Source organism: Odoribacter laneus YIT 12061 (assembly GCF_000243215.1).
Classification (GTDB): Bacteria; Bacteroidota; Bacteroidia; order Bacteroidales; family Marinifilaceae; genus Culturomica; species Culturomica lanea.
In genome coordinates this window covers 71,005-97,340 of sequence record NZ_JH594597.1, presented here as the reverse complement: position 1 = coordinate 97,340, position 26,336 = coordinate 71,005, and the positions used below count along the sequence as shown (strand labels likewise).

19 protein-coding genes and 2 tRNA genes are annotated in these 26,336 nt (G+C 40.2%); 13 read left to right on the top strand and 8 right to left on the bottom strand.

All coding sequences use genetic code 11. The features are described from left to right. Positions 1–88: 88 nt before the first annotated feature. The 4 genes from HMPREF9449_RS12720 to HMPREF9449_RS12700 all read right to left on the bottom strand — a co-directional run bounded on the left by HMPREF9449_RS12720 (position 89) and on the right by HMPREF9449_RS12700 (position 6,170). On the bottom strand, positions 89–1,225 hold the full coding sequence (locus tag HMPREF9449_RS12720; protein ID WP_009137670.1) for a hypothetical protein: 1,137 nt from the start codon (positions 1,223–1,225) through the stop codon (positions 89–91). Between the two features lie 34 nt (positions 1,226–1,259). Next, positions 1,260–2,684 carry an OmpA family protein gene (locus tag HMPREF9449_RS12715; protein ID WP_009137669.1) on the bottom strand — a complete coding sequence of 475 codons (1,425 nt, stop codon included), beginning with the start codon at positions 2,682–2,684 and terminating at the stop codon, positions 1,260–1,262. A gap of 11 nt (positions 2,685–2,695) precedes the next feature. Further along, positions 2,696–3,250 carry a DUF3575 domain-containing protein gene (locus HMPREF9449_RS12710; RefSeq protein ID WP_009137668.1) on the bottom strand — a complete coding sequence of 185 codons (555 nt, stop codon included), beginning with the start codon at positions 3,248–3,250 and terminating at the stop codon, positions 2,696–2,698. A 1,285-nt stretch (positions 3,251–4,535) separates the two neighbouring features. Further along, the gene (locus HMPREF9449_RS12700; protein ID WP_009137665.1) at positions 4,536–6,170 is read right to left on the bottom strand and encodes an LruC domain-containing protein; all 1,635 of its coding nucleotides are present in this window, start codon (positions 6,168–6,170) and stop codon (positions 4,536–4,538) included. 423 nt (positions 6,171–6,593) lie between these two features. Between HMPREF9449_RS12700 and kdpF the strand changes: the two genes are divergently transcribed. The 12 genes from kdpF to clpB all read left to right on the top strand — a co-directional run bounded on the left by kdpF (position 6,594) and on the right by clpB (position 22,448). After that, positions 6,594–6,674 (top strand): K(+)-transporting ATPase subunit F, encoded by an 81-nt coding sequence (gene kdpF, locus HMPREF9449_RS17050; protein WP_071987207.1) that lies wholly within the window; start codon positions 6,594–6,596, stop codon positions 6,672–6,674. A gap of 68 nt (positions 6,675–6,742) precedes the next feature. Then, entirely contained in the window at positions 6,743–8,440 is a 1,698-nt protein-coding gene (gene kdpA, locus HMPREF9449_RS12695) for a potassium-transporting ATPase subunit KdpA (RefSeq protein ID WP_009137663.1), read from the top strand. 50 nt (positions 8,441–8,490) lie between these two features. Next, positions 8,491–10,530, top strand: a complete 2,040-nt coding sequence (kdpB, locus tag HMPREF9449_RS12690) for a potassium-transporting ATPase subunit KdpB (RefSeq protein ID WP_009137662.1) — start codon at positions 8,491–8,493, stop codon at positions 10,528–10,530. A 76-nt stretch (positions 10,531–10,606) separates the two neighbouring features. After that, complete coding sequence (locus HMPREF9449_RS12685; RefSeq protein ID WP_009137661.1) at positions 10,607–11,188, top strand: K(+)-transporting ATPase subunit C; 582 nt, start codon at positions 10,607–10,609, stop codon at positions 11,186–11,188. Between the two features lie 104 nt (positions 11,189–11,292). Then, complete coding sequence (locus HMPREF9449_RS12680; protein WP_009137660.1) at positions 11,293–12,033, top strand: hypothetical protein; 741 nt, start codon at positions 11,293–11,295, stop codon at positions 12,031–12,033. A 406-nt stretch (positions 12,034–12,439) separates the two neighbouring features. Beyond that, complete coding sequence (locus tag HMPREF9449_RS12675; RefSeq protein WP_009137659.1) at positions 12,440–13,567, top strand: hypothetical protein; 1,128 nt, start codon at positions 12,440–12,442, stop codon at positions 13,565–13,567. A 77-nt stretch (positions 13,568–13,644) separates the two neighbouring features. Continuing rightward, positions 13,645–15,363, top strand: a complete 1,719-nt coding sequence (locus HMPREF9449_RS12670) for a sensor histidine kinase (protein WP_009137658.1) — start codon at positions 13,645–13,647, stop codon at positions 15,361–15,363. Between the two features lie 164 nt (positions 15,364–15,527). After that, a complete protein-coding gene (locus tag HMPREF9449_RS12665) occupies positions 15,528–17,684 on the top strand; it encodes an elongation factor G (protein WP_009137657.1) in 2,157 nt (718 codons plus the stop codon). Between the two features lie 218 nt (positions 17,685–17,902). Beyond that, on the top strand, positions 17,903–18,118 hold the full coding sequence (locus HMPREF9449_RS12660; protein WP_009137656.1) for a hypothetical protein: 216 nt from the start codon (positions 17,903–17,905) through the stop codon (positions 18,116–18,118). Between the two features lie 15 nt (positions 18,119–18,133). After that, positions 18,134–18,859: a 16S rRNA (uracil(1498)-N(3))-methyltransferase gene (locus HMPREF9449_RS12655; RefSeq protein ID WP_009137655.1), complete on the top strand. Its 726-nt coding sequence runs from the start codon at positions 18,134–18,136 to the stop codon at positions 18,857–18,859. Between the two features lie 71 nt (positions 18,860–18,930). Then, the gene (locus HMPREF9449_RS15980; protein ID WP_009137654.1) at positions 18,931–19,593 is read left to right on the top strand and encodes a DUF4159 domain-containing protein; all 663 of its coding nucleotides are present in this window, start codon (positions 18,931–18,933) and stop codon (positions 19,591–19,593) included. A 263-nt stretch (positions 19,594–19,856) separates the two neighbouring features. Beyond that, positions 19,857–22,448 carry an ATP-dependent chaperone ClpB gene (gene clpB, locus HMPREF9449_RS12645; protein ID WP_009137653.1) on the top strand — a complete coding sequence of 864 codons (2,592 nt, stop codon included), beginning with the start codon at positions 19,857–19,859 and terminating at the stop codon, positions 22,446–22,448. A gap of 84 nt (positions 22,449–22,532) precedes the next feature. On the opposite strand, the gene HMPREF9449_RS12640 is transcribed toward clpB, so the two are convergent. Continuing rightward, positions 22,533–23,522 (bottom strand): aldo/keto reductase, encoded by a 990-nt coding sequence (locus HMPREF9449_RS12640; RefSeq protein ID WP_009137652.1) that lies wholly within the window; start codon positions 23,520–23,522, stop codon positions 22,533–22,535. A 3-nt stretch (positions 23,523–23,525) separates the two neighbouring features. Beyond that, entirely contained in the window at positions 23,526–24,800 is a 1,275-nt protein-coding gene (locus HMPREF9449_RS12635; protein ID WP_009137651.1) for an anaerobic sulfatase maturase, read from the bottom strand. Positions 24,801–25,080: 280 nt separating this feature from the next. Here HMPREF9449_RS12635 and HMPREF9449_RS12630 point away from each other — a divergent pair, with 280 nt between their 5' ends. Next, positions 25,081–25,626 carry a carboxymuconolactone decarboxylase family protein gene (locus HMPREF9449_RS12630; RefSeq protein WP_009137650.1) on the top strand — a complete coding sequence of 182 codons (546 nt, stop codon included), beginning with the start codon at positions 25,081–25,083 and terminating at the stop codon, positions 25,624–25,626. Between the two features lie 478 nt (positions 25,627–26,104). On the opposite strand, the gene HMPREF9449_RS12625 is transcribed toward HMPREF9449_RS12630, so the two are convergent. Then, positions 26,105–26,189: transfer RNA gene (locus tag HMPREF9449_RS12625), tRNA-Leu, on the bottom strand. A gap of 15 nt (positions 26,190–26,204) precedes the next feature. Continuing rightward, positions 26,205–26,277: transfer RNA gene (locus tag HMPREF9449_RS12620), tRNA-Gly, on the bottom strand. Between the last annotated feature and the right edge of the window lie 59 nt (positions 26,278–26,336).

Below are 26,336 nucleotides of genomic sequence, written 5' to 3'. Positions count from 1 at the left end.
TAAAATAATTGGTAAGTCAGGGAAAAACCGGAAGGGAAGAAGGGGTTGTCCAAAAAGTTCTTTTTGGACAACTTCTTCTTTAATTTTTTTAACTGGCTTCTCCATCAACGATATGTGAACCTTCCCAAGCTTCCTTTACTCCGATTTCAAATGCAACTTCTGTATTGAAAAAATCTCCCCGGAGTACGTAAAGTTTGACCATGGTCACTTTATTCCTGGATAAAGGAACATTTTCAATATCGATACTTCTTTCATAAACATGGTTTCCTGCTTCTTTTCCGGAAGTAACAGTTAAAGTCAGGTTGGTCGTAGTCGTTGTTGAAGAGAAGGGGAAAACATAAGGCCCATAGGCATAATGCCCTCCTTTCATAATATCTTTCACCCCAACATTGTCAAAATCATAAGGAATTTCTCCTGTACTCTCCCCAATGGTACTTCCGGTGGTATTACTTCCGTCACTTATTACTTGATTAACGACTGTGAAAGATGTGGGCATGGTTGGTCCTGCCACCACTCCTCCGTCCATCAATCTTACGCTGGGTGTTACTCCCTCTAAATCCAGGACAATAGAGGCAACGGAATGTTTTCCAAAAACATCGTCGCCTTCAATTTCCTTATACGTACCGTCGGTCTCTTTGGTTGCGCGTACAAACAGGACATCTACACGTGAAATGGCACGTTTAATCGTGGCCGTAACTACATTTTGAGTACCAGTGTGTGTGCCCAGTGTATCAGATGAAATATTGGCGTTTTCCCGCAGGTAGATGGCTGGCAATGTACCTATATGCGTTGCTGTCAGACTGTTACTTAAGGCAGGTTTACTGCTCAAGTCCGTCAAGGTGACATTGGCATCTGATGTTTTGGGAAGTCCGTAGGAAGGAATAAATTTATAGACGCCTACAGGAAGTTGTGCTGTACCGTTGAACTGCCGGTTCGTTTCATCGTAAGAGATACTCTGGAAATTGACATCATCCAGGTACATGTAATCCGTGCCATTATGACGGAAGGCTAGGACTCTGAAAAGGTTGGTCGGAAATTTTTCTCCCGCACGTGTCAATAGACCATTGCTGAAAGCAGGTGCTTTTGTAGAGAAATTGATCGTAACCATTTCTTTCGGTAGGAAAGTCGTGTCTCCATCTGTCGTCAGTGCGACATCGTCTTTGTTACAGGCAGAGAGTGCGACAGCTGCCGTAAACAATAATAGGTTGAATTTTGTCTTTTTCATTTTTTAGTTTTTAAGGTTATGTTAGTAGATCAGATTATTGAATAGACTGTGTCCTTTCGAGGTTGTTTAGGTTCTGAATGCTTTCCTGGCAACCGTTTGCACAGGCCTCTTTAAAACATTGTATTGCTTCAGGGATATTTCCTTCTAGTTGGAACAACACTCCTCGGTTATTCACTGTTTCTTTCGTATTTCCTGCTTGCGACAGATACGCTTTGGCATGGGCCATGTCGTTTTGCTGCAAAGCAACAGCGGCGGCGTTATTATTGGCTGCTGCATTGTTCGGATATAGACGGACCGTGGTGAAAATAATTTCGTTAAATTCAGGAGATCCCTGAGGATAGGTTTGACAGAGTGAATATAATTCTGCTGGACTGAGCTTTTCCGGATGTGTGCGGTACACTGTTTTTAGCTCTTCTGAAGTAAGTGGGGCAGCGTGATAGTTTACCCGGTATTCCACTTTTCTGAGGAAAGGATAAACTTGTCGCAACAAACGGTTATAAGTGACACTTTTGTCCAGGCGGCGCAAGCGGTTATCCTTGGCATCTGGATCCGGTGTATTATCGATGATGTCAACGACTTCCTTTTTATACTTAAGGTTGGAAGAATCAACCCAGTGGCGTACTCCCTGCCAGTCTTCTGGCACTGTATCTGTGGCGATCAGATTGCCCGTAATGTCGTGTTTTCTAAGGATATATTCTTTGACGGCATTCGCCCGCCTTCCTGCCAATCGGGCGTTGTAGGTATATTTGCCTTCCGGAGAAGCATAACCTGTCAGGGCAATTTGCTGAATCTTACCAGGCTGTTTCCGTAAGATGCTTTCTATAGAATGGTCCATCCTGCCTAATGCTGTTGCATTGTTCATGAAGTCGGGTAGGATGACGGCCTGATCCCAGGGAAAATGAACGTATAAAGTTAAGGTATCTTTCTGCTGCTGGTCGATTACCGGAATGATAAAAGCTACCTGCGGAGGATTGGCAATATAATTTAATGGCATAGAGGCTAATATTTTATGACAGTCTGCACATCCGTATACGTTTTGCAGCAATTCCAATTGTCCCCCATACATCCATTCTTCTAAAGGAAGTTGCTGGCGATAGGTAAATAACAGTTGCCCCTTTCCTCCAGGATAGAGGGTTGCATAAGGTACCGGAAAATTTTCTTCTTTTCCATAAAGCCTCATTTTCCGTTGATTTGCCTTGTCCCTGGTTTTGCCCGGAAAAAGAAGAAAGGGTAGGGATAAAGTGTCTTGTCCTTTGGTAATTACCGGAGTAACGATCAATTCGTCATTGGCAGGTACTTCCAGCGAAGAATAATCAATGGTGAATTCAACGGACAACCGGCCGTTTTCTTTGACTAACCGGGAATCTGTCACTTTCAATTGATAGGGTGCATATTGTTCAGCCAGGATGGGATTCATTCCTAGCAAAAATGTAACGATAAAAAGATGTATCTTTTTCATATTTACCAGCCTTATTTAATGATGTATATAATCGTGATGCCTGCTTTTGTCGGTCCCCAGTAATTGTGATGTTCTGATCTGATTTTTTTACCGCATGATGCGATCGGATATTTACTGTCATATAATCTGGCATATCCTACTCCGATGGTAGCTTCCAAGTTCCACCTGGTATTGATAATCCACTGGTAACCGTATGAAATACCTCCTCCGTATAAATGCCCTTGGTAACGATTGTGGCGCATATTGTCATTGAAAAACAAACCGCCTACATTATATGTTGCATAATGCCCGTGAATACCGAGAAAATGCCCGTTGAATCTTTCACAGAACCAATAGCGGATTTCAGGTTGGATCAGCCAGTGTTTCAGTCGATATTTATTGAATTTCCACGGATTGTAATTCCCGGAAATATCCATGGTCATTTTTTTCCCCATGCCAAATTCAATACCCAGATTAAACGTTGTCGTGGCATCATACAACAGGTTGGATTTGGCTGCGAATTTCTGGCCATATGATAAGGTTACTGTTACCATAGCCAGGATCAGAAGTATCCAGAATTTCTTCATTCTTTTTGCTTTAATGGTTAAAATACGATCTCTTCCCAGATGGAAATGCTGTTTCTTTATAACGCCTTGTTTGTAGCTAGGTTATTGTGTTTTAGTTTCTTACAAAATAGAAATACTTTAAGGTTTAAATTATACTTACTCAAAAAATAATAGCAGATATTTTATTATTAAACGTTATAGGACTCTGTTCTTTCCATAGTAAAAAAAATAGGTAATGAAATTGTAGTATGTTGATAAACAATGAGTAAGGTAATTGTTAAAAAAGTTTTTAATGAGGAATATCAAGTTTTGTTGGTTTATAAAAAATATAAATTAATTCTGATTGATTTTGTGTAAAATAAATTATTTCATGAGGGAAGGCCGGCTTGTAGATAAATAAAAAATAAAATAATATAACACTAAGAATATGTCTGTTATGGCTATTTCCAGTTTGTTAATAATGAAAATATTACATGAATATAAAATTAATAAATTTTTTACCGTTTAATTCGCTGTATATCATGTTATTGTATAAATTAAAGATATTTCAATCGTTTTAATATTTACTCATTGTCTCTTGAACGATCCACTAGTTATTTTTATATAAGAGGAGGATAGGGATAGAAGTACACTGATCATACGAATCATTCCGATAGGGAAAGTAATTTCTGATTTATGTCCTTGGTTTATACGATGACGAAGGTCGATATGCTGCTCAAGATAGGGGCAGCGGAGAGGGGATGTTTGTTGGAGGGAGTGCTGAGTAATGTTTTGACTTTCCTGCCGATATTTCGTTTCCCAGAAACTTATCAGATAAGTAATGAAGAGGCAAATAAGATGAGGTTAGATTTTTCTATTTTCACAGGGATAGGGTTATGCCTTAGGATGAAAATTGTGTTTGAGCAAGGGTTCGGTTCGTTGATAATGAAGGAAAAACCTCCCCAAAGGATGTATTTTCGAGAAAAAAGGATTTCGGTTTATAAGAGAATCAAAAAGTATAGTATCAAGGGAGCCTTCGTATAAGATGCACCTTAAAAACAGTAATTTATTTTATGACTGTGCTTTACGGCACTGGATTTTGTTGTTAGAGCTTGCGGTATTGGTTCCACCTGAATTCCGACTCCAATTTCTATTCTTTAATGTAACCTTATTTTGCCTTTTTCAGGTGAATGGGAATAAATCCCTTCTTCTAAAAATGAGGTTTAAAAGTGAACTTAACGACTGTTAAAAAATAAAACAGGCTATTCGGCAATATCAAAATCTTACATTACCGAATAGCCTCTTTCCTGCTCCAATATATCTTGTTTTACCGCTGGAACGTCTTGGTGGCGTTTTTCGGCGTTTTATACCAGTCACTGGTACGTGGACCTCCATTAGCATTTTGGAGAAAATAGTAACAAGCATCTATGCTATTTCCTTCTGAACACCAGAGAAATTTCCAGTTTGCGTCTTCCGGGTCACTGATAGGAATTTCCAATACATAAGGATAAACCCCGGTATTATAATTGGTGTCGAAAATATAATTTGTCCCGTTATACAGATAGGGTTTGATATCTCCATATAACGTATAGCTGGCGGATTGTTCCAAATCTGTATATTGTTGTTCTGGTCGTACATTTTCATATCCCTTAAGGCCCTTCAGGAAAGGAGAATAGCTATTTCCTACCTTAAATCCGAATTCATTTTCGTATAAAGCTCCTTTAGCTAATAATTTAGCAATAACCTGTTTCGCTTTATTAGAAGTTTTATAATAATCAATAATTTTATATTCAATGACTGCGTCGTTAAAATCGAAATCTCCCTGAGTCGGATAATTATCTTCAAACAGATAGAGCCCTGTCGTTGTTTTATATTCGTCTATCACAGGAGGATCAATAGGTTCACTGGGGTTAATAGCGAGCGGATTGCTTTCCAAAAGACATAACATATCATTATAATCTCCGTCGTATTTTGCTTCGGTAATGCTTCGGTTTTCCATTCCTAAGATATTTCCTTCAAAAGTTCCTTCTTGGATATGGCGGATAAAACCGTTGGCTATGTATTGATTTTCTATTTTGAATGACCCTTTGCCATCTAAGTATTTAAGCGTAAAATTATTTACTTTTTCATTGAGGTGGGGAGTTGTAAACTGAATTTTACTGTTTCCGTAATAAACGAAACCGATACTCATCCCTTTTTCGAATGTCCCTAATTTGTATTTTTTATAGGAAGAAATGCCCCCGGAACTGAGTTCTTCTTTGGTATAGAATATGTAATGGTTTTTCTTTTCAATGTCCGAGTAAGGTATAGCTTGGATCTGTCCGTCTACCAATCCGAAAAATGAACAGTCTTCTTTTTCTAAAGAATTTTGTTTATCGCTATTGTAAGTATAAAACCAAATTTTTCCGTAAAGTCCTCCCTGCCGGCTTCCTCCATCACCAATGAAAGTCATCCATACATCGGCTTCTTTGAAATTCCCCGTACTTCCCGTTTCTGCGATCACCAAGTCGGTGCATTTGAATAAATTTTCACCTCTCACATTGTTGGTCGCTTCCGGAAAATAAGAACTGTTAATTGCCGCCAACACATTTTCATCTATGCTTTGGGAAGCAGAACTTCTGCTTGTCGCATTGATCAGGATATCTTTTACTGAAGATTCATACATTTTTCCGTTTCCGAGGATGTATAATTCTTCTACGTCTTTTGGCACTTGAAGCGAGGTGTTTATTGGCGTTTTTCCCATCAAAGCCGGTTGTTTTACTAAACTCCCTTCTTCATAAGGATATTGGTAATAAACAGCATATACTTGTCCGTCCTGAGGAGAGGTAATGTTTACCTTGATTTCTTTTCGGTTACTGAAAGAATTTACGTATTCCTGCAGATTTTCGTCGCTATAGAGATTTTTATTGTCAACGCATGCTCCTAAAATAAAGAGACATAATACGATTAGAAATGATTTCATGATATGGAATTTAAATACTATACAAAAGTATGAAATAATTAATTAGATGTGCTCTATTTGTTTATAAAAAATCAGGGATCAGCATAGATTTCATAATAAATTATAAATATTCTACGATGGATATCGGTTGCAGTTTGTTTGGGATTCCGTTTACTATTTTGAAAAAAGACCTTTTCATTTTGAAAAGGTCGGTTTTTGGCCCTATTTGAAAGGAAATAAGCTAAAAATCAGATTCAGAAGGATTTATTTTAAGTTGATAAACCGGGGCACGCCATTGGTATAAAAGAGAAAGTAAAATTAATTAAATCTAAAAACTATGGAAATTTTATCTTTTATTTTTTTATGTGCAGTCGGAGTGCTGTGTTATTGGTTTTTTTTCAAGTGCGTGGATTGGTTTGAAAAAATTTAAAAAATCTTAAAATCATGTTTACAGTATTGTTTATTCTGAGTGTAGTAATGTTTGGGTATTTGATGTATGTATTGATCAGACCCGAAGAATTTTAGTCGTTCCGGATTATCGGTTTGTGTTTTCATGGGAGGAGACTGGTAAGCTGAAATTAAAAAATAGAAAAATGAATACAGAAATTTTAGGTAGTGTATTACAGGTTGTAGCGATGGTGGTTTTAGCCTATCCACTGGGTCGTTATATGGCAAAAGTGTATAAAGGGGAACGTACCTGGTCGGATTTTATGGCCCCTATTGAAAAATGGATTTATAAGTTGTGTGGAATCAATCCCCAGGAAGAAATGAATTGGAAAAAGTTTTTGGTTGCTTTGCTTACCATTAACGTATTTTGGTTTTTCTGGGGAATGATTTTGTTGGTATGTCAGGGGTGCTTGCCTCTTAATCCGGACGGAAATGCCGGACAAACCCCTGATCTGGCCTTTAATACGTGTATCAGTTTTATGGTAAATTGTAATTTACAGCATTACAGTGGGGAAAGTGGTTTAACTTATTTTACCCAGTTGTTTGTCATTATGCTGTTTCAGTTTATCACGGCAGCTACCGGTATGGCAGCTTTAGCTGGAATTTTTAAAGCGATGGCTACCCGTAGCGGGAAGCAGATCGGTAATTTCTGGAATCTTTTGGTAAAGAGTTGTACCCGTATCTTATTGCCTTTATCGTTGATTGTTGGTTTTATATTAATTCTGAATGGTACCCCCATGGGGTTTGACGGAAAGATGGAGTTGACGACCCTTGAAGGTGCTCGGCAGTCTGTTTCTCAAGGGCCGGCTGCAGCTATCGTACCGATTAAGCAATTGGGTACAAACGGCGGAGGTTATTTCGGGGTCAATTCTGCACATCCTTTGGAAAATCCTACTTTCTTGACTAACATGGTAGAATGTTGGTCTATTCTAATCCTGCCGATGGCTATGGTATTCGCTCTCGGATTTTATTTAAAGCGGAAAAAGTTAGCCTATACGATCTTCGGGGTGATGTTGTTTGCTTATCTGTTAGGGGTTGTGGGAGCCCATTATTATGAGATGAACGGGAACCCCAGAATCGATGAAATGGGTATTGCTCAGAATAGAGGGGCGATGGAAGGGAAGGAAATCCGTCTGGGATCGGCGGCCACAGCCTTATGGAGTCAGACGACTACCGTGACATCCAATGGCTCGGTCAATGGGATGCACGATAGTGTTATGCCGTTGACAGGTATGATGACAATGTTAAATATGATGATCAATAGTTGGTTTGGAGGTGTAGGGGTAGGTTTTATGAATTATTATACTTTTATCATTATTGCTGTGTTTATCAGCGGGCTGATGGTAGGACGTACCCCGGAATTTTTAGGAAAAAAAGTAGAGGCCCGGGAAATGAAAATTGCCATGATTGTTGCTTTGGCTCATCCTTTTATCATTCTGGTGGGAACAGGTATTGCCAGTTATTTAGCAGTCCATCAGCCGGAATTGGCCGGGGCTTGGTTAAATAATCCTTCTTTTCACGGCTTGAGTGAAATGTTGTATGAATATACTTCTGCTGCTGCTAATAATGGTTCCGGTTTTGAAGGGCTGGGAGACAACACTTATTTTTGGAATTTTACCACTGGCTTGGTGTTAATTTTGGGGCGTTATTTGCCGATTGTAGGACAGGTCGCTATTGCCGGTTTGTTAGCTTCTAAAAAGTTCATACCGGAAAGTGCAGGTACTTTGAAAACGGATACAGGGACATTTGCGGTTATGACATTTGCTGTCATTCTGATTGTAGCTGCATTGTCTTTCTTCCCGGCTCTTACCTTAGGACCTATTGCAGAGTATTTGAGTTTGTAAAATTTATAAAGGTATCAGTTGATTTTCAGCTGAATAATGAAGATAGAAAGATGAAAAATAATAGATCGACTTCTTTGTTTCCAAAGGAGCTAGTGATAGAAAGTTTAAAACAGTCGTTTGTGAAATTGAATCCATGGACAATGTTTCGGAATCCGGTGATGTTTACAGTGGAAATCTGTACACTGATGATGTTAATTGTAACGGTATATGCAGCAGTGACCGGAGATGTTAATCAAGGTTCGGTAGGATATAATATTGCTGTTTTCCTGATTCTTTTTGTTACCTTACTTTTCGCCAATTTCGCTGAAGCTATTGCTGAAGCTCGTGGGAAAGCTCAGGCCGATAGTTTGCGGAAAACCCGGGAGGAAACTCCGGCTAAATTAGTCTTGAATAATTTGATAAAAGTCGTAAGCAGTTCTCAGTTAAAAAAAGGAGATGTTTTTGAATGTGAAGCTGGAGATATTATTCCTGCAGACGGAGAGATTATAGAAGGGTTGGCTTCTATCGATGAAAGTGCTATTACAGGAGAGAGTGCGCCGGTAATCCGAGAAGCCGGTGGAGATAAAAGTTCTGTGACAGGAGGTACGAAAGTACTTTCGGATCGGATCCGGGTAAAAGTGACTACACAACCGGGAGAGTCTTTTCTGGACAAGATGATCGCTTTAGTCGAAGGAGCTTCCCGGCAAAAAACTCCCAATGAAATCGCATTGACGATTTTGTTAGCTGGTTTTACTCTGGTGTTTGTCATTGTATGCGTTACGCTGAAGCCTTTCGGAGATTATACAGGAACGAATATTACAATCGCTGCATTTCTTTCTTTATTCGTTTGTTTAATACCGACGACGATCGGAGGTTTGCTTTCTGCTATCGGCATAGCCGGTATGGATCGGGCTTTAAGAGCCAATGTGATTACGAAATCCGGTAAAGCTGTCGAGACGGCTGGGGATATTGATACCCTCTTGTTGGATAAGACGGGGACAATAACCCTTGGAAACCGGAAAGCGACTCATTTTTATCCGGTACAGGGGATAAAGGACCGGGAATTTATTCAGGTATGCTTGATGGCCTCTTTGGCAGATGAAACCCCGGAAGGAAAATCTATTGTAGAACTGGGACGTGAGCATGGTTTCCGGATGCGGGATTTGCAAACGGTAGGAGCTAAGATGATTAAGTTTACGGCAGAGACAAAGTGTTCCGGAGTGGATTTGGCCGATGGGAGCCGGATTCGGAAAGGTGCTTTCGATGCTATTCGTAAACTGACAGAAGCCGCTGGGCATATTTTCCCGACAGAGGCGGGAAAAATAGTTAAATCCATTAGTAACGAAGGGGGTACGCCTTTGGTTGTTGCTGTGAATGAAAATGTAATCGGAGTGATCGGATTGCAGGATATTATCAAACCCGGGATTCAGGAACGTTTTGAACGGTTGCGTAAAATGGGGGTAAAGACCGTAATGGTAACGGGAGATAATCCTTTGACGGCAAAATATATTGCAGAAAAAGCCGGGGTCGACGATTTTATTGCCGAAGCAAAACCGGAAGATAAGATGGAATACATTAAAAAGGAACAACAACATGGGAAATTGGTTGCGATGATGGGAGATGGGACAAATGATGCTCCGGCTTTGGCACAGGCTGACGTAGGCGTCGCCATGAATAGCGGTACCCAGGCAGCTAAAGAAGCCGGGAATATGGTGGATCTGGATAATGACCCGACCAAATTGATCGAAATTGTAGAAATCGGGAAACAATTACTGATGACGCGTGGTACGTTGACTACTTTCAGTATAGCGAATGATGTAGCGAAATATTTTGCCATTGTTCCGGCTTTGTTTATGACCTCTGTTCCGGTATTAGGAGCCTTGAATATCATGGGATTAAACAGTCCGGAAAGTGCTATCCTATCTGCCGTTATTTTTAATGCTATCATCATCCCTCTCCTCATTCCTTTAGCTTTGAGAGGAGTGAAATATAAACCCATAGGAGCTTCTGCTCTTTTAAGACGTAATTTGTTAATATATGGTTTGGGAGGTGTGATTGCTCCTTTCGTGGGGATTAAGTTAATAGATATGGTGATCAGTTTGTTTATGTAAGTTTGAGTAAAAGAAAAGATAACATTGGAAGTAGGTGGAATTTGTAAGTCTCCTGCTTCTTATAAATTAAGTAAATATGAAAAATTTATTGAAAGCTTTCAAGCTAACTTTAGCATTCTGTGTTCTTTTCAGCGTGCTTTATATATTCGTCCTTTGGGTATTTGCCAGAATTGCCGGACCGAACGGTGGGAATGCTGAGGTCGTAGTCGTAGATGGAAAAGTCGTGGGTGCAGCTAATGTCGGACAGGCATTTACGAAAGATGTTTATTTCTGGGGACGTCCTTCTTGTGCGGGGGACGGATACGATGCTTCCAGTTCTGCCGGTAGCAATAAAGGTGCAACCAATCCGGAATACCTTCAGGAAGTGGAATCCCGGATCGATACTTTTCTGGTAAAACATCCTTACTTACAACGGTCTGAGATACCGGCCGAAATGGTGACGGCTAGCGGAAGCGGGCTCGACCCGGAGATTTCGAAAGCTGGGGCTTATGTACAGATCAAACGGGTAGCGCAGGCCCGGGGAATGAGTGAAGAAAAGGTAAAAGAAGTCGTGGATCAATATGTAAAAGGACCTTTACTCGGTTTATTTGGTCCGGCTTCCCGGGTAAATGTGCTGAAACTGAATGTCGCTTTGGACGAAATACAAAAAGAAAATTAGAAATAGAGTGTAACAATAGTAATTATCAACTTTTTCGGACTTTAGTACAAGAAGACTAAAGTCCGGAATAAGGAAGATGTGTGCAAATTTAAATAAATGAAATGATGAAAAGAGTATTAAAGACAGGAATTGTTATCATGGGAATCGCTTTCCTGGTCCCCTCTTTAAAAGCTCAGGAAAAAAAAGGCGTTTCTTTTCAGGTGAGCGGAGATGTCGTTAGCTCTTACGTATGGAGGGGAGCTTATAATGCAGGAGCAAGCGTACAACCGACTCTCGGTATGAGCATTGGGAATTTTTCTTTCACGGCCTGGGGGTCTAAAGAAATTAGCGATACTCATAAAGAAATTGATTTGACGGCTGCTTATTCTTTTGGAAAATTCGGTATTGCAGTGACTGATTATTGGTGGGATGGAGAAAAAATCGGAAATGAACATGCGGAAGAAACGAATAATAACTATTTTCATTTCGATAATCATATAACAGCTCATTATATAGAGGCGGGATTGAATTATAAAATTTCAGAAAACTTCTCGTTGAGTATAGCTTGGAATACTATGTTTTGGGGAGCAGATAAAAAAGGAAATGGAGATCAGAATTATTCTTCCTATGTGGAGCTGAATTATCCTTTTGAAGTGAAGGGAATTGCTTTAAATGCTACATTGGGCATTTCTCCTTATGATAGTGACTTATACGGAGTAAGTAGTTTTGCTGTGTGTAATTTGGCATTGGGAGCAACAAAAGACATTAAAATTTCTTCTTCTTTTTCATTACCTCTCTTTGCAAAATTGATATTCGATCCGGCACATGAAGATACCCATATGGTATTAGGATTTACTTTAAGATAACTTTAAGTTTAATATTTCGTTTTGGGTTAAAACTCAGCAGAAATGTACCCGGAGATTCGTCCGATATCTCGAAGGAGAAAGAGGTGAATTTCCCGAGTACATTTTCGTTTTAGCATATCCTTTGTGTAATGAAAAGATCCCCCGGGGAAAGAGGCGTCAAATATTTATTTCGAATAGTTGTAATATTGTCAGGAGAAGGGGCTATTTTTTTCATTTTGAAAAACTTTAGGGGAAATAAAAAGCAAGGTTTGCTAATAATTGATTGATTGTTAGAGATATATTTCTGGTGATTTATTTCTGGCATGTATTTAGCTGTGTGTAGGATGGGGTTATGTCGCATTAGTCGGTTGGGCTGTCCGGACATTTTTATTTTAAAGTACTTAAACAGTCGGATGAATTTTGAAATATGGATAAAGAACAAAGTGTACAGCATTTTTTAGATTTGATAAAACGTTCGCGTCGGGGGAAATTTAAAATATACATCGGCATGATTGCTGGGGTGGGCAAAACCTACCGGATGTTACAGGAAGCTCATCAATTACTGGAGAGCGGAATAGATGTGCAGGTCGGTTATATCGAAACGCATGGACGGGTTAATACGGAGAAACAATTGGAAGGACTTCCCGTCATTCCCCGGCGCAAAGTTTTTTATAAAGGAAAAGAGCTGGAGGAGATGGACTTACAGGCGATTTTGCATCTTCATCCGGAGATCGTGTTGGTAGATGAGCTGGCTCACACGAATATTGAAGGGAGTAAAAATGAAAAACGCTGGCAGGATGTACTCGATTTATTGGATGCTGGGATCAATGTCATCAGCGCTGTCAATATTCAGCACATTGAAAGTTTGAATGAAGAAGTACAGGATATTGCTGGTATAGAAGTGAAAGAACGAATCCCGGATAGTGTTTTGGAACAAGCAGATGAAGTGGTCAATATCGATCTGACAGCAGAAGAACTTGTTACTCGTTTGAAAGCGGGAAATATTTATAAACCGGAAAAGATTCAAATTGCACTGGATAATTTTTTTAAATCAGAGAATATCCTGCAACTTCGGGAATTAGCTTTAAAAGAAGTGGCTTTACGGGTGGAAAAAAAAGTGGAGAACGAAGTCATTGACAATGTAGGAGTGCGTCATGAAAAGTTTTTGGCCTGTATCAGTAGCGCTGAAAAAACGCCCCGGCGGATAATCCGAAAAACGGCCCGTTTAGCGACGCATTATAATTGCAAATTTGCTGTGCTTTATGTACAGACACCCCGGGAAAATGCAGATCGGATTCCCTTGGCCAATCAGCGCTATTTGCTGAATCATCTTAAATTGGCATCTGAGTTGAGAGGCGAAGTGATACAGATACAATCAGAAAATGTAATTGATAGCATTATTCAGGTATGCAAAGAACGACAAATCAGTACTGTCTGTATGGGAAAACCGGATTTTAGTTTTTGGAATATTTTTCGGAAAGCCTTGCGTTACCGGAAATTAGTCAACCATTTGGCCTTATTAAATATAGATTTAATTATATTGGCAGCCCGGTAAGGGAGGGGAAGAAAGAAAAATATTTTTCTCCTGAAAGGAAATATAAATATGTATAAAAGTGGAGGCAAGACAGAGTTATGAAATTAAAGACGAAATTGACCTATGGGATCGGGATATTGTTTGCGATGATAGTAGCATTGGGCTTATTGTCTGTAAAATATATCAGTAATTTATCTGCTGATACCCGGAATATTCTGGCGGATAATTATAAGTCGCTGGATTATGCAAAAAAAATGTTGTACGCTTTGGAAAATATACAGGCAGATACGACGAATAGGCAGATATTTATAGAAAATCTGGAACGGCAGCAACGGAACATTACGGAAATAGATGAAGAGGATGCGACAGTGAAATTAGCGCGACATTTCGAAAAATATAAACAAGATCTGAATCCCGTAAATTTACAGCATCTACGTCAGGATTTACACGATATTATGAGTTTGAATATGGCCTCTATCCATCGGAAAAGTGAGGTGGCGGCTCGTACTGCCGATCGGGCTATGATGTGGGTGTATTTGGTTGATATATCTTGTATTCTTGTTGCTTTGATATTATTAGTAGTTTTTCCCAGGAGGTTGGTAAGGCCGATACAGGAACTGACTGACGGAATTATGGAAATTGCTAACCGGAACTACGATAAACGCTTGCATTTTTCTTCTACTGAGGAATTTGGAAAGGTAGCCCTCTCTTTTAATAATATGGCAGAAAAGTTGACGGAATATCGCCGGAGTACTTTGGCGGACTTGCTGACGGCCAAAAAATATGTCGAGGCTGTTGTAAATAGTATACACGAGCCGATTATCGGATTGGATAAGCATCGCAAAGTGTTGTTTGTCAACGATGAAGCTTTGTCTGTATTGAATTTAACCCGGGAGAATATCTTGGGAAAACAAGCTGACGAAGTGGCCTTGAAGAATGATTTGCTGAGGCGTTTGGTTCGTGAATTGGTACAGCCAAATGAAAAACGGGAACCTTTGAAAATTTATGCAGACAATAAAGAGAGCTATTTTCAGGCGAATTACCTTGAGATGCGTGTGGCTCATACGGGGGAATCGGAACAACAGTATGTCGGGGATGTCATACTATTAAAAAACATTACTGAATTTAAAGAATTGGATTCTGCGAAAACTGTTTTTATTTCTATTATTTCCCACGAGTTGAAAACACCGATTTCTGCAATATTGATGAGTTTAAAATTGCTGGAAGACAAGAGAGTGGGGGCCTTGAATGAAGAACAACAAGCCTTGTCTCAGAGCATTCGGGAAAATAGCGATCGGCTTCTCAGTATAACAGGGGAATTATTGAAAATGACACAAGTAGAAACGGGTAAGCTCCAGCTGAGTCCGAAAATTACAAAGCCGATTGAATTGATCAATTATGCGATCAATGCAACACGTATGCTGGCTGAACGGTTTGGCTGTAACATAGAGGTGGATTATCCGGAAGAGAAGATGCCTAAATTATTTATAGACAGTGAAAAAATTGCATGGGTTGTAACGAATTTATTGTCCAATGCAATTCACTATTCGAAAGAGAACTCCCGTATTATTGTGGGGGCAAAAAAGAGAGAAGGGTGGTTAGATATCTATGTACAGGATTTCGGAAAGGGAATAGATCCCCGCTATCATCGGAGTATTTTTGAACGTTATTTCAGAGTGCCGGGAACCAAGGTGCAGGGCAGCGGATTGGGATTGGCTATTTCTAAGGATTTTATGGAAGCTCACGGAGGATGCATTCGGGTAGAGAGTGAGGTGGGAAAAGGAAGTCGGTTTATCATTTCTTTTCCGATTCGGTAGAATCCTTTAGTTTTATGTTAAAATTCAGAAGGTTGCATTTCTAGTGCAACCTTCTGCCGTTTATAACCCTGGGCTTTCTTGTTTTTTTCAAAAATTGTGTTTAATTTGTGAACCGTTTTAAAACGTTTGAAACGTAAAATTATAATAACTTAAAACTGATTACCATGAAAACCTATAGTCCTAACGAGATTAAAAATATCGCTATTGTAGGGAGTGCTGGTTCCGGTAAGACCACACTTGCTGAGGCGATGATGTATGAGGGCGGGGTCATCCCGCGCAGAGGTAGCGTAAGTGCTAAAAATACTTCCTCTGATTACCGGCCCGTTGAACAGGAGTATGGTTCTTCGGTATTTCCGGCTGTTTTATATGCAGAATGGAAAGACCAGAAGTTGAATTTTATTGATACTCCGGGGGCTGATGATTTTGTCGGAGGTGTTATCTCTGCGCTGGAAGTTGCGGATACAGCAGTTATGGTGGTGAATGCAGTAAAAGGAATCGAAGTCGGAACAGAAATTATAAGCCGTCATGCCAAACGGATGAATAAACCTATGATTTTTATTATCAATCAATTGGATCATGAAAAGGCTAACTTTGAACAGACGATAGAGCATGCGCGGGCCTCTTTCGGTCCCAAAGTTGTGCAGGTGCAATATCCTGTCAATCAGGGAAATGAGTTCAATATGGTCGTGGATGTTTTGAAGATGGAGATGTATAAATGGAAACCGGAAGGAGGAAAACCCGAGGTATTGCCTATTCCGGATTCGGAAAAAGAAAAAGCGGACGAATTACACAATGCTTTAATCGAAGCTGCTGCCGAGAATGATGAGAAGTTGATGGAATTGTATTTTGAAAAAGGAAGTTTGTCAGAAGATGAAATGCGGGCTGGGATCCGGGCCGGTTTGATTGCGCGGGATATGTTTCCTGTTTTCTGTGTGTCTGCAGAAAAAGATATGTGTGTAAGGCGGTTTATGGAATTTTTGGTCAATGTTGCCCCGAGTGCTGCTGTAATGCCTGGAACGGAGACAATTGACGGGCGCTTGGTTCCTTATGATGCTGCCGGACCAGCTTCTATATTTATTTTTGCTACTTCTATAGAGCCTCATTTAGGGGAAATCAATTACTTTAAAGTAATGTCGGGTACCTTGAAGGAAGGGGACGATCTCACCAATATGACAAATAATACAAAGGAACGCTTTTCTCAACTCTTTGCAGCAGCAGGAAAGAACCGGACAAAAATAACCGAAATGAAAGCCGGCGATATCGGGGCTACGGTGAAATTGAAGAATACGAAAAACGGAGATACTTTAAATGAAAAGGACTGTGATTATCAATTCCCTGGTTTTAAATATCCCGAACCCCGCTTCCGTACTGCCGTGAAAGCTGTCAATAAGAACGATGACGAAAAAGTGGCAGAAGTTTTGAACCGGATGCATGAAGAAGATCCTTCTTTACTGGTTGAATATTCGAAGGAACTGAAGCAGCTGATCCTGTCGGGACAAGGAGAGTTCCATTTGAATACAATGAAATGGCGTATTGAGCACAATGATAAATTGCCGATAGAATTTATTGCTCCAAAGATTCCGTATCGGGAAACGATTACAAAGTATGCTCAGGCAGATTACCGTCATAAAAAACAATCCGGAGGTGCAGGACAATTCGGAGAAGTACATATGGTCATCGAACCTTATACAGAAGGAATGCCGGAACCGACTTCTTATAAAATCGGAGGGGTGGACAGTAAAATGTCGGTGAAAGGAAAAGAAGTATACGATCTGCCTTGGGGAGGGAAATTGGTATTTTACAATTGTATCGTGGGGGGAGTCATCGAGGCTCGTTTTATGCCGGCTATTTTAAAAGGAATCATGGAGAAAATGGAAGAAGGCCCGCTTACCGGATCTTATGCCAGAGATATCCGGGTATGTATCTATGACGGAAAAATGCACCCGGTTGATTCAAATGAAATTTCTTTCCGTTTAGCAGGAAGACATGCTTTTAGTGAAGCTTTTAAAAATGCCGGACCTAAAGTATTGGAACCTATTTATGATGTAGAAGTGTTGGTGCCGGAAGAAGATATGGGAGATGTCATGAGCGATTTACAGACCCGTCGGGCTGTCATTATGGGTATGGATGCTGATAGCGGTTTCCAAAAGATTATAGCCAAAGTACCTCTAAAAGAAATGCAGCGCTATTCTACAGCCCTGAGCTCGATTACAGGAGGGCGTGCTACTTTCGGTATGAAATTTGCCGGTTATGAAAAAGTACCGGCTGAAATTCAGGACGAGCTTTTGAAAGCTTATCACGAAGCCGAAGAGGACGAATAAAAATCCTACAAAATGCCGCTTACGAGCGGCATTTTTTATGCCTACCGGCAATATTTCGGAAAACAATTCGAAGCTGTCGGAGAAGGAAATTGTTTTTAATTTTGTTTTTATTTATACCTTTGTTTATCGATTGGTGATAGTGAATTTGTAGGTGAAAAGTTGTTCGGTGAGTGGCGTGAAAACGATTGAATAATCAGCACCTAAATTGCCTCAAGAGGATGAAAAAGGTTAGTATATTTTTAATTTTATATCTGTTTCTTGTCTATTTTATGCTAGTGACGGTTTTTTGTTATCAAATGGGAAAGACCGGTACGCTGACGGAGGCATTCGAGGGTTTGTGGAAGGCTACTCAATCTCTTATTCCGGTTTTTATAGGAGTGGGGATCGCTTTATGGAAAGATCGGTCTGAAAAAAAACATAAAGTGAATTTGTAAACGAATAGAAGAAATATGCATTTATTTTATACTCCTGATATAGAAGGAGAGATATATCGGTTGAATCCGGAAGAATCAAAACACTGTATAAAAGTATTGCGTTTAGAAGAGGGAGATACTGTTGCTTTAGTAGACGGGAGAGGTGGTTTTTATTCGGGGATCATTACAGTGGCGAATGTAAAAGGATGTCAGGTAAAAGTCACCGCCTGTACCCGGCAGTATGAAAAACGGCCGTTTTGTCTGCATATAGCAATCGCTCCTACAAAAAATATAGAACGGACGGAATGGTTTCTGGAGAAGTGTACGGAGATAGGAATAGACGAGTTCACACCCATAGCGGCTGCTCATTCCGAACGGAGAGTAGTGAAAGAAGAGCGCTTGGAAAAGGTCATCGTGGCTGCGATGAAACAGTCGTTAAAGGCTTATCTGCCGGTTTTACATCCGATGATGCGTTTTCAGGAATTTCTTGTGAACTGTCAGTATAAACATAAGTTTATTGCTCATTGTCAGCCTGGTACCAAAAAACGGCTGGATGAAGTATATACGGCAGGTGAAGATGCCGTCATCTTGATCGGCCCGGAGGGAGATTTCTCAGAAGAGGAAGTGGCGGAGGCTGCAAAATATGGGTTTGTTTCTATAACATTAGGTCCGAGTCGTTTACGTACGGAGACCGCTGGTGTGGTGGCTTGCCATAGTATAAATTTCCTCAATGAACAACAAGGGAGATTTGTAGAGTTGTGAATGTTTGCAAAGCCGGACAGAAGAGTGAAAGACAGAATTTTATTTAATAAAGTCTTCAATTCGTTTGATTGATGGAAGATATTTTGAAAATATTATTGGTCGTTGCATTATTTGCATTTATACCCCGGTGGATATGGGGACAAAAGACCAAACAGAAAATTGCTTTACTGAAACAAAAGGGAATTGAAAATGAGAAAGTGAAAGGATACTGGATCCATTTGATTTCTTTTTATAATAAAAATCTGGGTTCTGATTTTGCACGTATTCCTGTTTGGGTGGATACTGCTGATAGGATTATTTTTGAATATCCCTTTGTTTATGCAGAAAGTGAGGGGACTCCTGTTTTTTCTCCCGGAGAAATACATAATTTGCAAGAATATACCGAGGCTGGAGGCTTTTTGCAAATTCATAATACAGTCGGAAAAAGTGAGGATTTTTCCCCGGTACTGAGTAAATTATTTCCTCAGGAAAAACAAATAAAGATAGGCTGGGAGCATCCGATTTTTAATCAGAGTTATAAATTTCCGGAAGATTTTCCTTGTTTACAACAATTGTATAAAAATGCTCCGCCAGTTTGGGGAATTATAAAGGAAGAGCGTTTATGTATATTTTATGAGGAATTTAAAACAGAAGCAGTACAAAAGCAGAATGGTGAAACTTTTAATATACAGCCTGTTTCGGAGGAAATTCGAAAAATAGAAGCGAATATAGTGAACTATGCGTTTTCGAATTAATGTTTTTCCTCTTATACGGATCAGCTCTTGGAAAATCTTTTTAACCCCCTAAAAATCCAATGACGGTTTTAAAATTTATTCCTGTCTTGAGAAAAAGATAGGAAAAAAATGCATACGAAGAATAGAAAAAGACATTTTGACATTATTTGGGGGATATTTGTGTCAAAATGTCTGTAAAACTGTAAAAATTTCTTTGAAACTTTTTAGAGGTGGATTCGGTATAAGTTTTGTACGCTGTCTACAACAGAAAGGAGTACGAGATTATGAATACAGATAATTATACTATTAAGTCGCAAGAGGCATTGCAAAAAGCGGTGCAGCTTGCTCAAGCAAAAGGCCAACAAGCCATTGAAACAGGACATCTGTTAAAGGCGGTTGTAGAGGTTGGAGAAAATGTGACCCATTTTATTTTTAATAAATTAGGCGTCAACAGTAATAATTTATTATCGGCCTTGGATCGGATTATTGATACCTATCCACGCGTTTCGGGGGGAGAGGTTTATCTTTCGTCGGATGCCAACAGAGTCTTAGAGAAAGCTACTCGTTTTGCCAGTGAGATGGGAGATCAGTATATTTCCTTGGAGCATATTTTACTAGGACTTTTGGAGGGGAGGGATCAGGTCGCTCAATTGATGAAGGATAGTGGAATGACGGAAAAGGAGACCAAGGCTGCAATTGGTGAGTTGCGGAAGGGTTCGAAGGTGAATTCGCAGTCAGCGGAGTCTACCTATGATTCGTTGGGACGATTTGCGATCAATTTGAATGAAAGAGCCCGGAATGGAAAACTGGATCCGGTTATCGGGCGGGATGATGAAATTCGGCGGGTGTTACAGATCCTTTCGCGGCGTACGAAAAACAACCCTATATTAATCGGGGAACCGGGAGTAGGAAAAACGGCGATTGCTGAAGGTTTAGCCCAGCGGATTGTAAATGGAGATGTACCTTCTAACCTGGCTTCCAAACAAATTTATTCGTTGGATATGGGGGCTTTAATTGCCGGAGCAAAATACAAAGGGGAGTTTGAAGAACGGCTAAAGGCAGTGGTAAATGAAGTAATTTCCTCGGAAGGAGAGATTATATTGTTTATCGATGAGATTCATACGTTGGTTGGAGCCGGGAAGTCCGACGGCGCTATGGATGCGGCTAATATTTTAAAGCCGGCTTTAGCCCGTGGGGATTTGAGGGCAATTGGGGCTACTACCTTGAATGAATATCAGAAATATTTTGAACAGGATAAAGCTTTAGAGCGGCGGTTTCAAAAAGTCATGATTGACGAACCGGATGTAATGAGCGCCATCAGTATTATGAGGGGATTGAAGGAAAGATATGAAAATCACCATAAAGTGAGGATTACAGATGATGCAATTATTGCTTCGGTAGAATTATCTCATCGGTATATTTCCGATCGTTTTTTGCCCGATAAGGCTATTGACTTAGTCGATGAAGCGGCTGCCCGTCTTCGCTTGGAGATGAATTCTGTACCGGAGGAAATTGATGAATTGGACCGGAAAATCCAGCAATTGCAGATTGAAAAAGAAGCCTTGAAGCGGGAAGGGAGCAGTAAGAAGCTGGACGATATTAAAAAAGAATTGGCAGACCTGACGGAGGAACGGACCAAATTAAGGGCCCAATGGGAATCGGAACGTTCATTAATTGATGAGATACAGAAAAATAAAGATGCGATAGAACAATATAAGTTTGAAGCGACGCGGGCTGAACGGGATGGAGATTACGGAAAGGTAGCGGAGCTGCGTTATGGAAAAATCAAAGAAGCGGAAGGCCGTATAGAAGAGGTGAAACAAAAGCTTGCCGACATGAAAAACGGAGAATCTTTGATCCGGGAAGAAGTGACGGCTGACGATATCGCTACGGTAGTATCAAAATGGACAGGTATACCGGTGAATCGAATGATGCAGAGTGAACGGCAAAAATTGCTCTCTCTGGAGCAAGAATTACACCGGCGGGTGGTAGGACAAGATGTCGCTATTGCTGCCTTGGCTGATGCCGTGAGACGGAACCGGGCCGGTCTGCAAGATGCCAAACGACCGATAGGATCTTTTATTTTCCTGGGGACGACAGGGGTAGGGAAAACAGAATTGGCAAAGGCTTTGGCCGAATTTTTGTTTGACGATGAAAGTCAGATGACCCGTATCGATATGTCTGAATATCAGGAAAGACATTCTGTCTCCCGTTTGATTGGAGCGCCTCCTGGATATGTCGGTTATGATGAAGGCGGTCAACTGACAGAAGCTGTGAGACGTAAACCTTATTCCGTCATTTTGTTGGATGAAATCGAAAAGGCTCATCCGGATGTATTTAATATTTTGTTGCAGGTGTTGGATGACGGCCGTTTGACGGATAACAAAGGGCGGGTTGTCGATTTTAAGAATACTATTATTATTATGACTTCCAATATTGGTGCTCATATCATTCAGGAAAAACTGAAGGATTTGAACGAAAAGAACCGGGATGAAATAGTGGAGAAAACCAATGCCGAGGTGTATGAGATGCTGAAACAGACTATTCGTCCGGAATTTCTCAATCGTATCGACGAGGTAATCATGTTTACCCCTCTGCAGAAAAATGAAATTGTAGATATTGTCCGGTTACAAATCAATGGTGTCAATAAAATGTTGGCCAATAACGGCATTTTATTGGAAGTTACGGATAAAGCTGTCGAATGGATTGCTAACGAAGGATATGATCCTCAGTTTGGTGCACGGCCGGTAAAACGGATTATACAACGGACTTTACTGAACGATTTGTCAAAGCAGATCTTATCGGAAAAAGTATCCAAAGACAATCATATCGTAGTGGATGTGAAAAATAACGAGATTGTTTTCCGGAATAAATAATAGTATAAAGCCAGAAAATCAATTTTAAAAATAGTAATAAAAACGAGAAAAGGGGGATATCCATTTTGGATAGCCCCTTTTTCGTTATAATATTTGTCGGATAGATTCGAGTTCGGAGCTGGAAAATTCGGTGTTTGCGATGGCTTTTAGGTTATTCAGTAATTGATCTACAGAACTGACCCCAATAATTACACTAGTCACCCTATCGTTATGAAGTAACCATGCCAGAGCCATTTCCGCTAAAGTTTGTCCGCGTTGCTGGGCGATTATACTTAAGTGGCGGACTTTGTGGAGCACGGTTTCTGTTACTTGTTCTTTTTGTAAAAAACCGGTGGATTTTGCTGCGCGGGAATCGGGACTAATTCCTTGAAGATAACGATTGCTCAATAAGCCTTGTGCCAGAGGAGAAAAAGCAATCATCCCCATGTGAAGATCGTGTATGGTTTCCAGAAGTCCATCTTCTATGTGTCGGTCAAACAGAGAGTAGCGGTCCTGGTGGATCAGGCAGGGTGTTCCTGCTTCTTTCAATAAAGCTGCTGCTTTTCGTGTTTGCGGGACATCGTATTTGGAGATACCTGTATAGAGCGCTTTTCCTTGTTTGACGATATCGGAAAGGGCACCCATCGTCTCTTCCAAGGGAGTAGTGGGATCGGGACGATGGGAATAAAAGATGTCGACATACTCTACTCCCATGCGCTTTAAGCTTTGGTCTATGCTGGCCATGAGGTGTTTCCGGCTTCCCCATTGCCCGTAAGGACCGGCCCACATTTCGTGCCCGGCTTTGGTTGAAATAAGAATTTCATCCCGGTAAGGTTTCAAGCCTTTTTTTAAAATCCGTCCGAAATTTTCCTCGGCTGCACCAGGAGGCGGTCCATAGTTATTGGCCAAATCAAAGTGAGTGATTCCGTGATCGAAGGCGGTATAAATGATTTGACTGAAATGATCAAATCGATCGACCTCTCCGAAATTATGCCAGAGCCCCAGAGAAAGGGCAGGAAGTAGTAGTCCACTTTTTCCGCAACGATGGTAGGACATGTGCTGATATCTGTTAGGGGCAGCTTTATATGTTTCCATATATTAGATTTTGTGCTTAAACTTTTTCATAATATTGGCCGGAGGACGTTGGTGACGGAGTTCATTCGCCATAAATTCAAACTGTTTTTGAGTATGCCGGAAAAACATCTGAAATCCTTGGCAAAGGCAAGAGATGTATTCTCCGGCTTCATTTTTTACGAACCGGTTTTTGGGACAGTCCCCTCCGCACATAGGTAAAAATTCGCAAGCCCGGCATTGTGCCGAGAGCGTGTCTTGCTTCCGTTGTTCAAAGAAAAGCTGTTTGTCGCTTTTTACCATTTCAGCAAGAGATAAATTCGTTGTATTTCCGATATGATTTTCCGGGAAAACGAAGTGGTCACAACAGTATACATCGCCGTTGTGTTCGATGGCGGGCGAACAACCACAAAACGGTGCCATCGAACAAAGAGAAGGGGCTTGGCCGATATAAGCGGCCAAGGTATTGTCGAAATAATTGATAAAGAATTCTCCCACATCTTTTTTTACCCATAAATCAAAGATGCGACAGAGAAAATTTCCCCAATCTATTGCACTTACATTCTCCTGCATAACAGCTGTCTCTTTTTTGTAAGTGTTGCTGACAACCGACAAAGGTTCGTGCTCATCCAGAGCAATTCTTTCGGCAATCGGGGAAAATTGCATAAAACGACTTCCTGTACTTTTCAGAAATTCGTATATAAGAGCAGGCTGTTTACTATTAGAAGCGTTTACAACAGACATGGTGTTGAATTCTACCTCATATTCGTGAAATAGTTCTATGCATTTCATCACTTTTTCCCAGGATCCCTGTCCGTTTATAAAACGTCGGTGATTATCGTGAAATTTTTGTGGTCCGTCTAAGGACAACCCACATAGAAAATGATGAGAAGCTAAGAATTCGGCCCATTTATCGTTGATCAAAGTACCATTGGTCTGAAAAGAATTGGCAATTTCTTTTCCGTCTGCATATTTCTGCTGAAGATCCACGATTTTTTGAAAATAGTCTATTCCTAATAACGTCGGTTCGCCTCCGTGCCATATGAATTCGATTCGTTTCTGCGGTTGTGAAGTAATTACGTCGCGGATCAGTTTTTCCAAGACTTGTTCGTTCATGCGAAATCCTTGCAGGCTAAATTTTTTATCCGGATAAAGGGCGTTTTTGTCCAGGTAGTAACAATAGTCACAGTCTAAATTGCAAACAGGACCGACACATTTAACCATTACAGAAAAATTCCGTTGAACTTTTTCGCGTTCTTGTTCAAATAAAAAAGAAGCTGTTTGTCGCCTGTCTGTATTCATGCCCCAATCGTTTGTCCAAAAATAATAAAAAACTCCTTGCCGTAGGCAAGGAGGGACACAAAATTCTTCATGAAATTGTGCTATCAGATTAGGTTAGTTTAGTTGCGAGTCACAGCAAATCAAACGAGAACCTTTGCGAAAGGTTTCATATCTGACCGGATTTTTTGGAAAATAAATCGATATTACCGGAACATTCAGGGATATAGATAACTTTATGAGAAAATAAGCGTAAATAAAAGCTATAGGAAATTCTGATAAATGAAGTATAAATAATAGAAGGATGGATAAGTTTAAGATTCCTCAAGATGAAAAAATCCCCGAACAAAATCAACGGATTTTAGATGAATTAAAAATGGCTTTCGGATTTATTCCCAATGTGTATGCCTTTATTGCTTATTCTCCTGTCGCTTTAAAGAGTTATTTACATTTTACCCGGGAGAAAACTTCTCTGACCGACAAGGAAGCAGAAGCTATTTATTTGGCAACCAGCCAGGTGAATGAATGTCTCTATTGTCTGAGTGCTCATACTTTTATGGCGAAAGCGATCGGATTTACAGAAGAACAAATTATTGAACTCAGAAAAGGGAAAGTTACCTTCGATTCCCGCTTAAACGTATTGACTGCTTTGACCCGGGAAATTGTAGAAAAACGTGGTAAAATCGGAGAGGAAAATCTGAAAAACTTTTATGCTGCCGGGTATAAAAATGAAAATCTGGTAGATGTGATATTACTGATTTCTCAGGTAATGGTGACTAATTTTGTCAATAATATTACCCATAATAAAATCGATTTTCCCGAAGCTCCGGCTTTTGAAAATGAGAGTTAGGCTGTGAGAAAAATTATTTGAAGGGTATCCCAAAAGTAAAAAATAACATTAGAAAATAAATGTTCTTCTCAGAAACGAATCAGTTTATTATGGATTGCTATGCATAATGTTACAATAAACAAATAGAAACTAAAAGACTTTGCTTCTATCCTTCCCGATACTTTTTTCCCGTATTTTTATTAATTACACATTAGGGACGTGCCCTAATGTGTAAAAATAGTATTTGAACAATTCTTCACAAAAATGTTGTTAAGGGAGGTCAAACATTTTGAGAAATACAATAAAGTGTTGTTGTTTTGGGGGATATTCTCAGTGAGTTATAGAGGAGAGGAGGTGTATTTATTGAAAATTACACATTAGGGCACGTCCCTAATGTGTAATGATAGTGTTTCAAAAAGTATATTTGAGGGTATCTTTTTAGGTGTATGTGAACAATAAAAAAGGAGTTAGATAATCTAACTCCTTAATTTTCAAGCTGTACTCGAGGCGGGACTTGAACCCGCACAGCCGCAATGGCCACAGGATTTTAAGTCCTGCGTGTCTACCAGTTCCACCACTCGAGCATCCTCTTTCGAGAGAGCGAAAAACGGGACTCGAACCCGCGACCCCGACCTTGGCAAGGTCGTGCTCTACCAACTGAGCTATTTTCGCATTTCGATGAGTTCAGTTTTAGAATCGTTTCCTTGCCAAGGTCGGAAATTTATATTTCT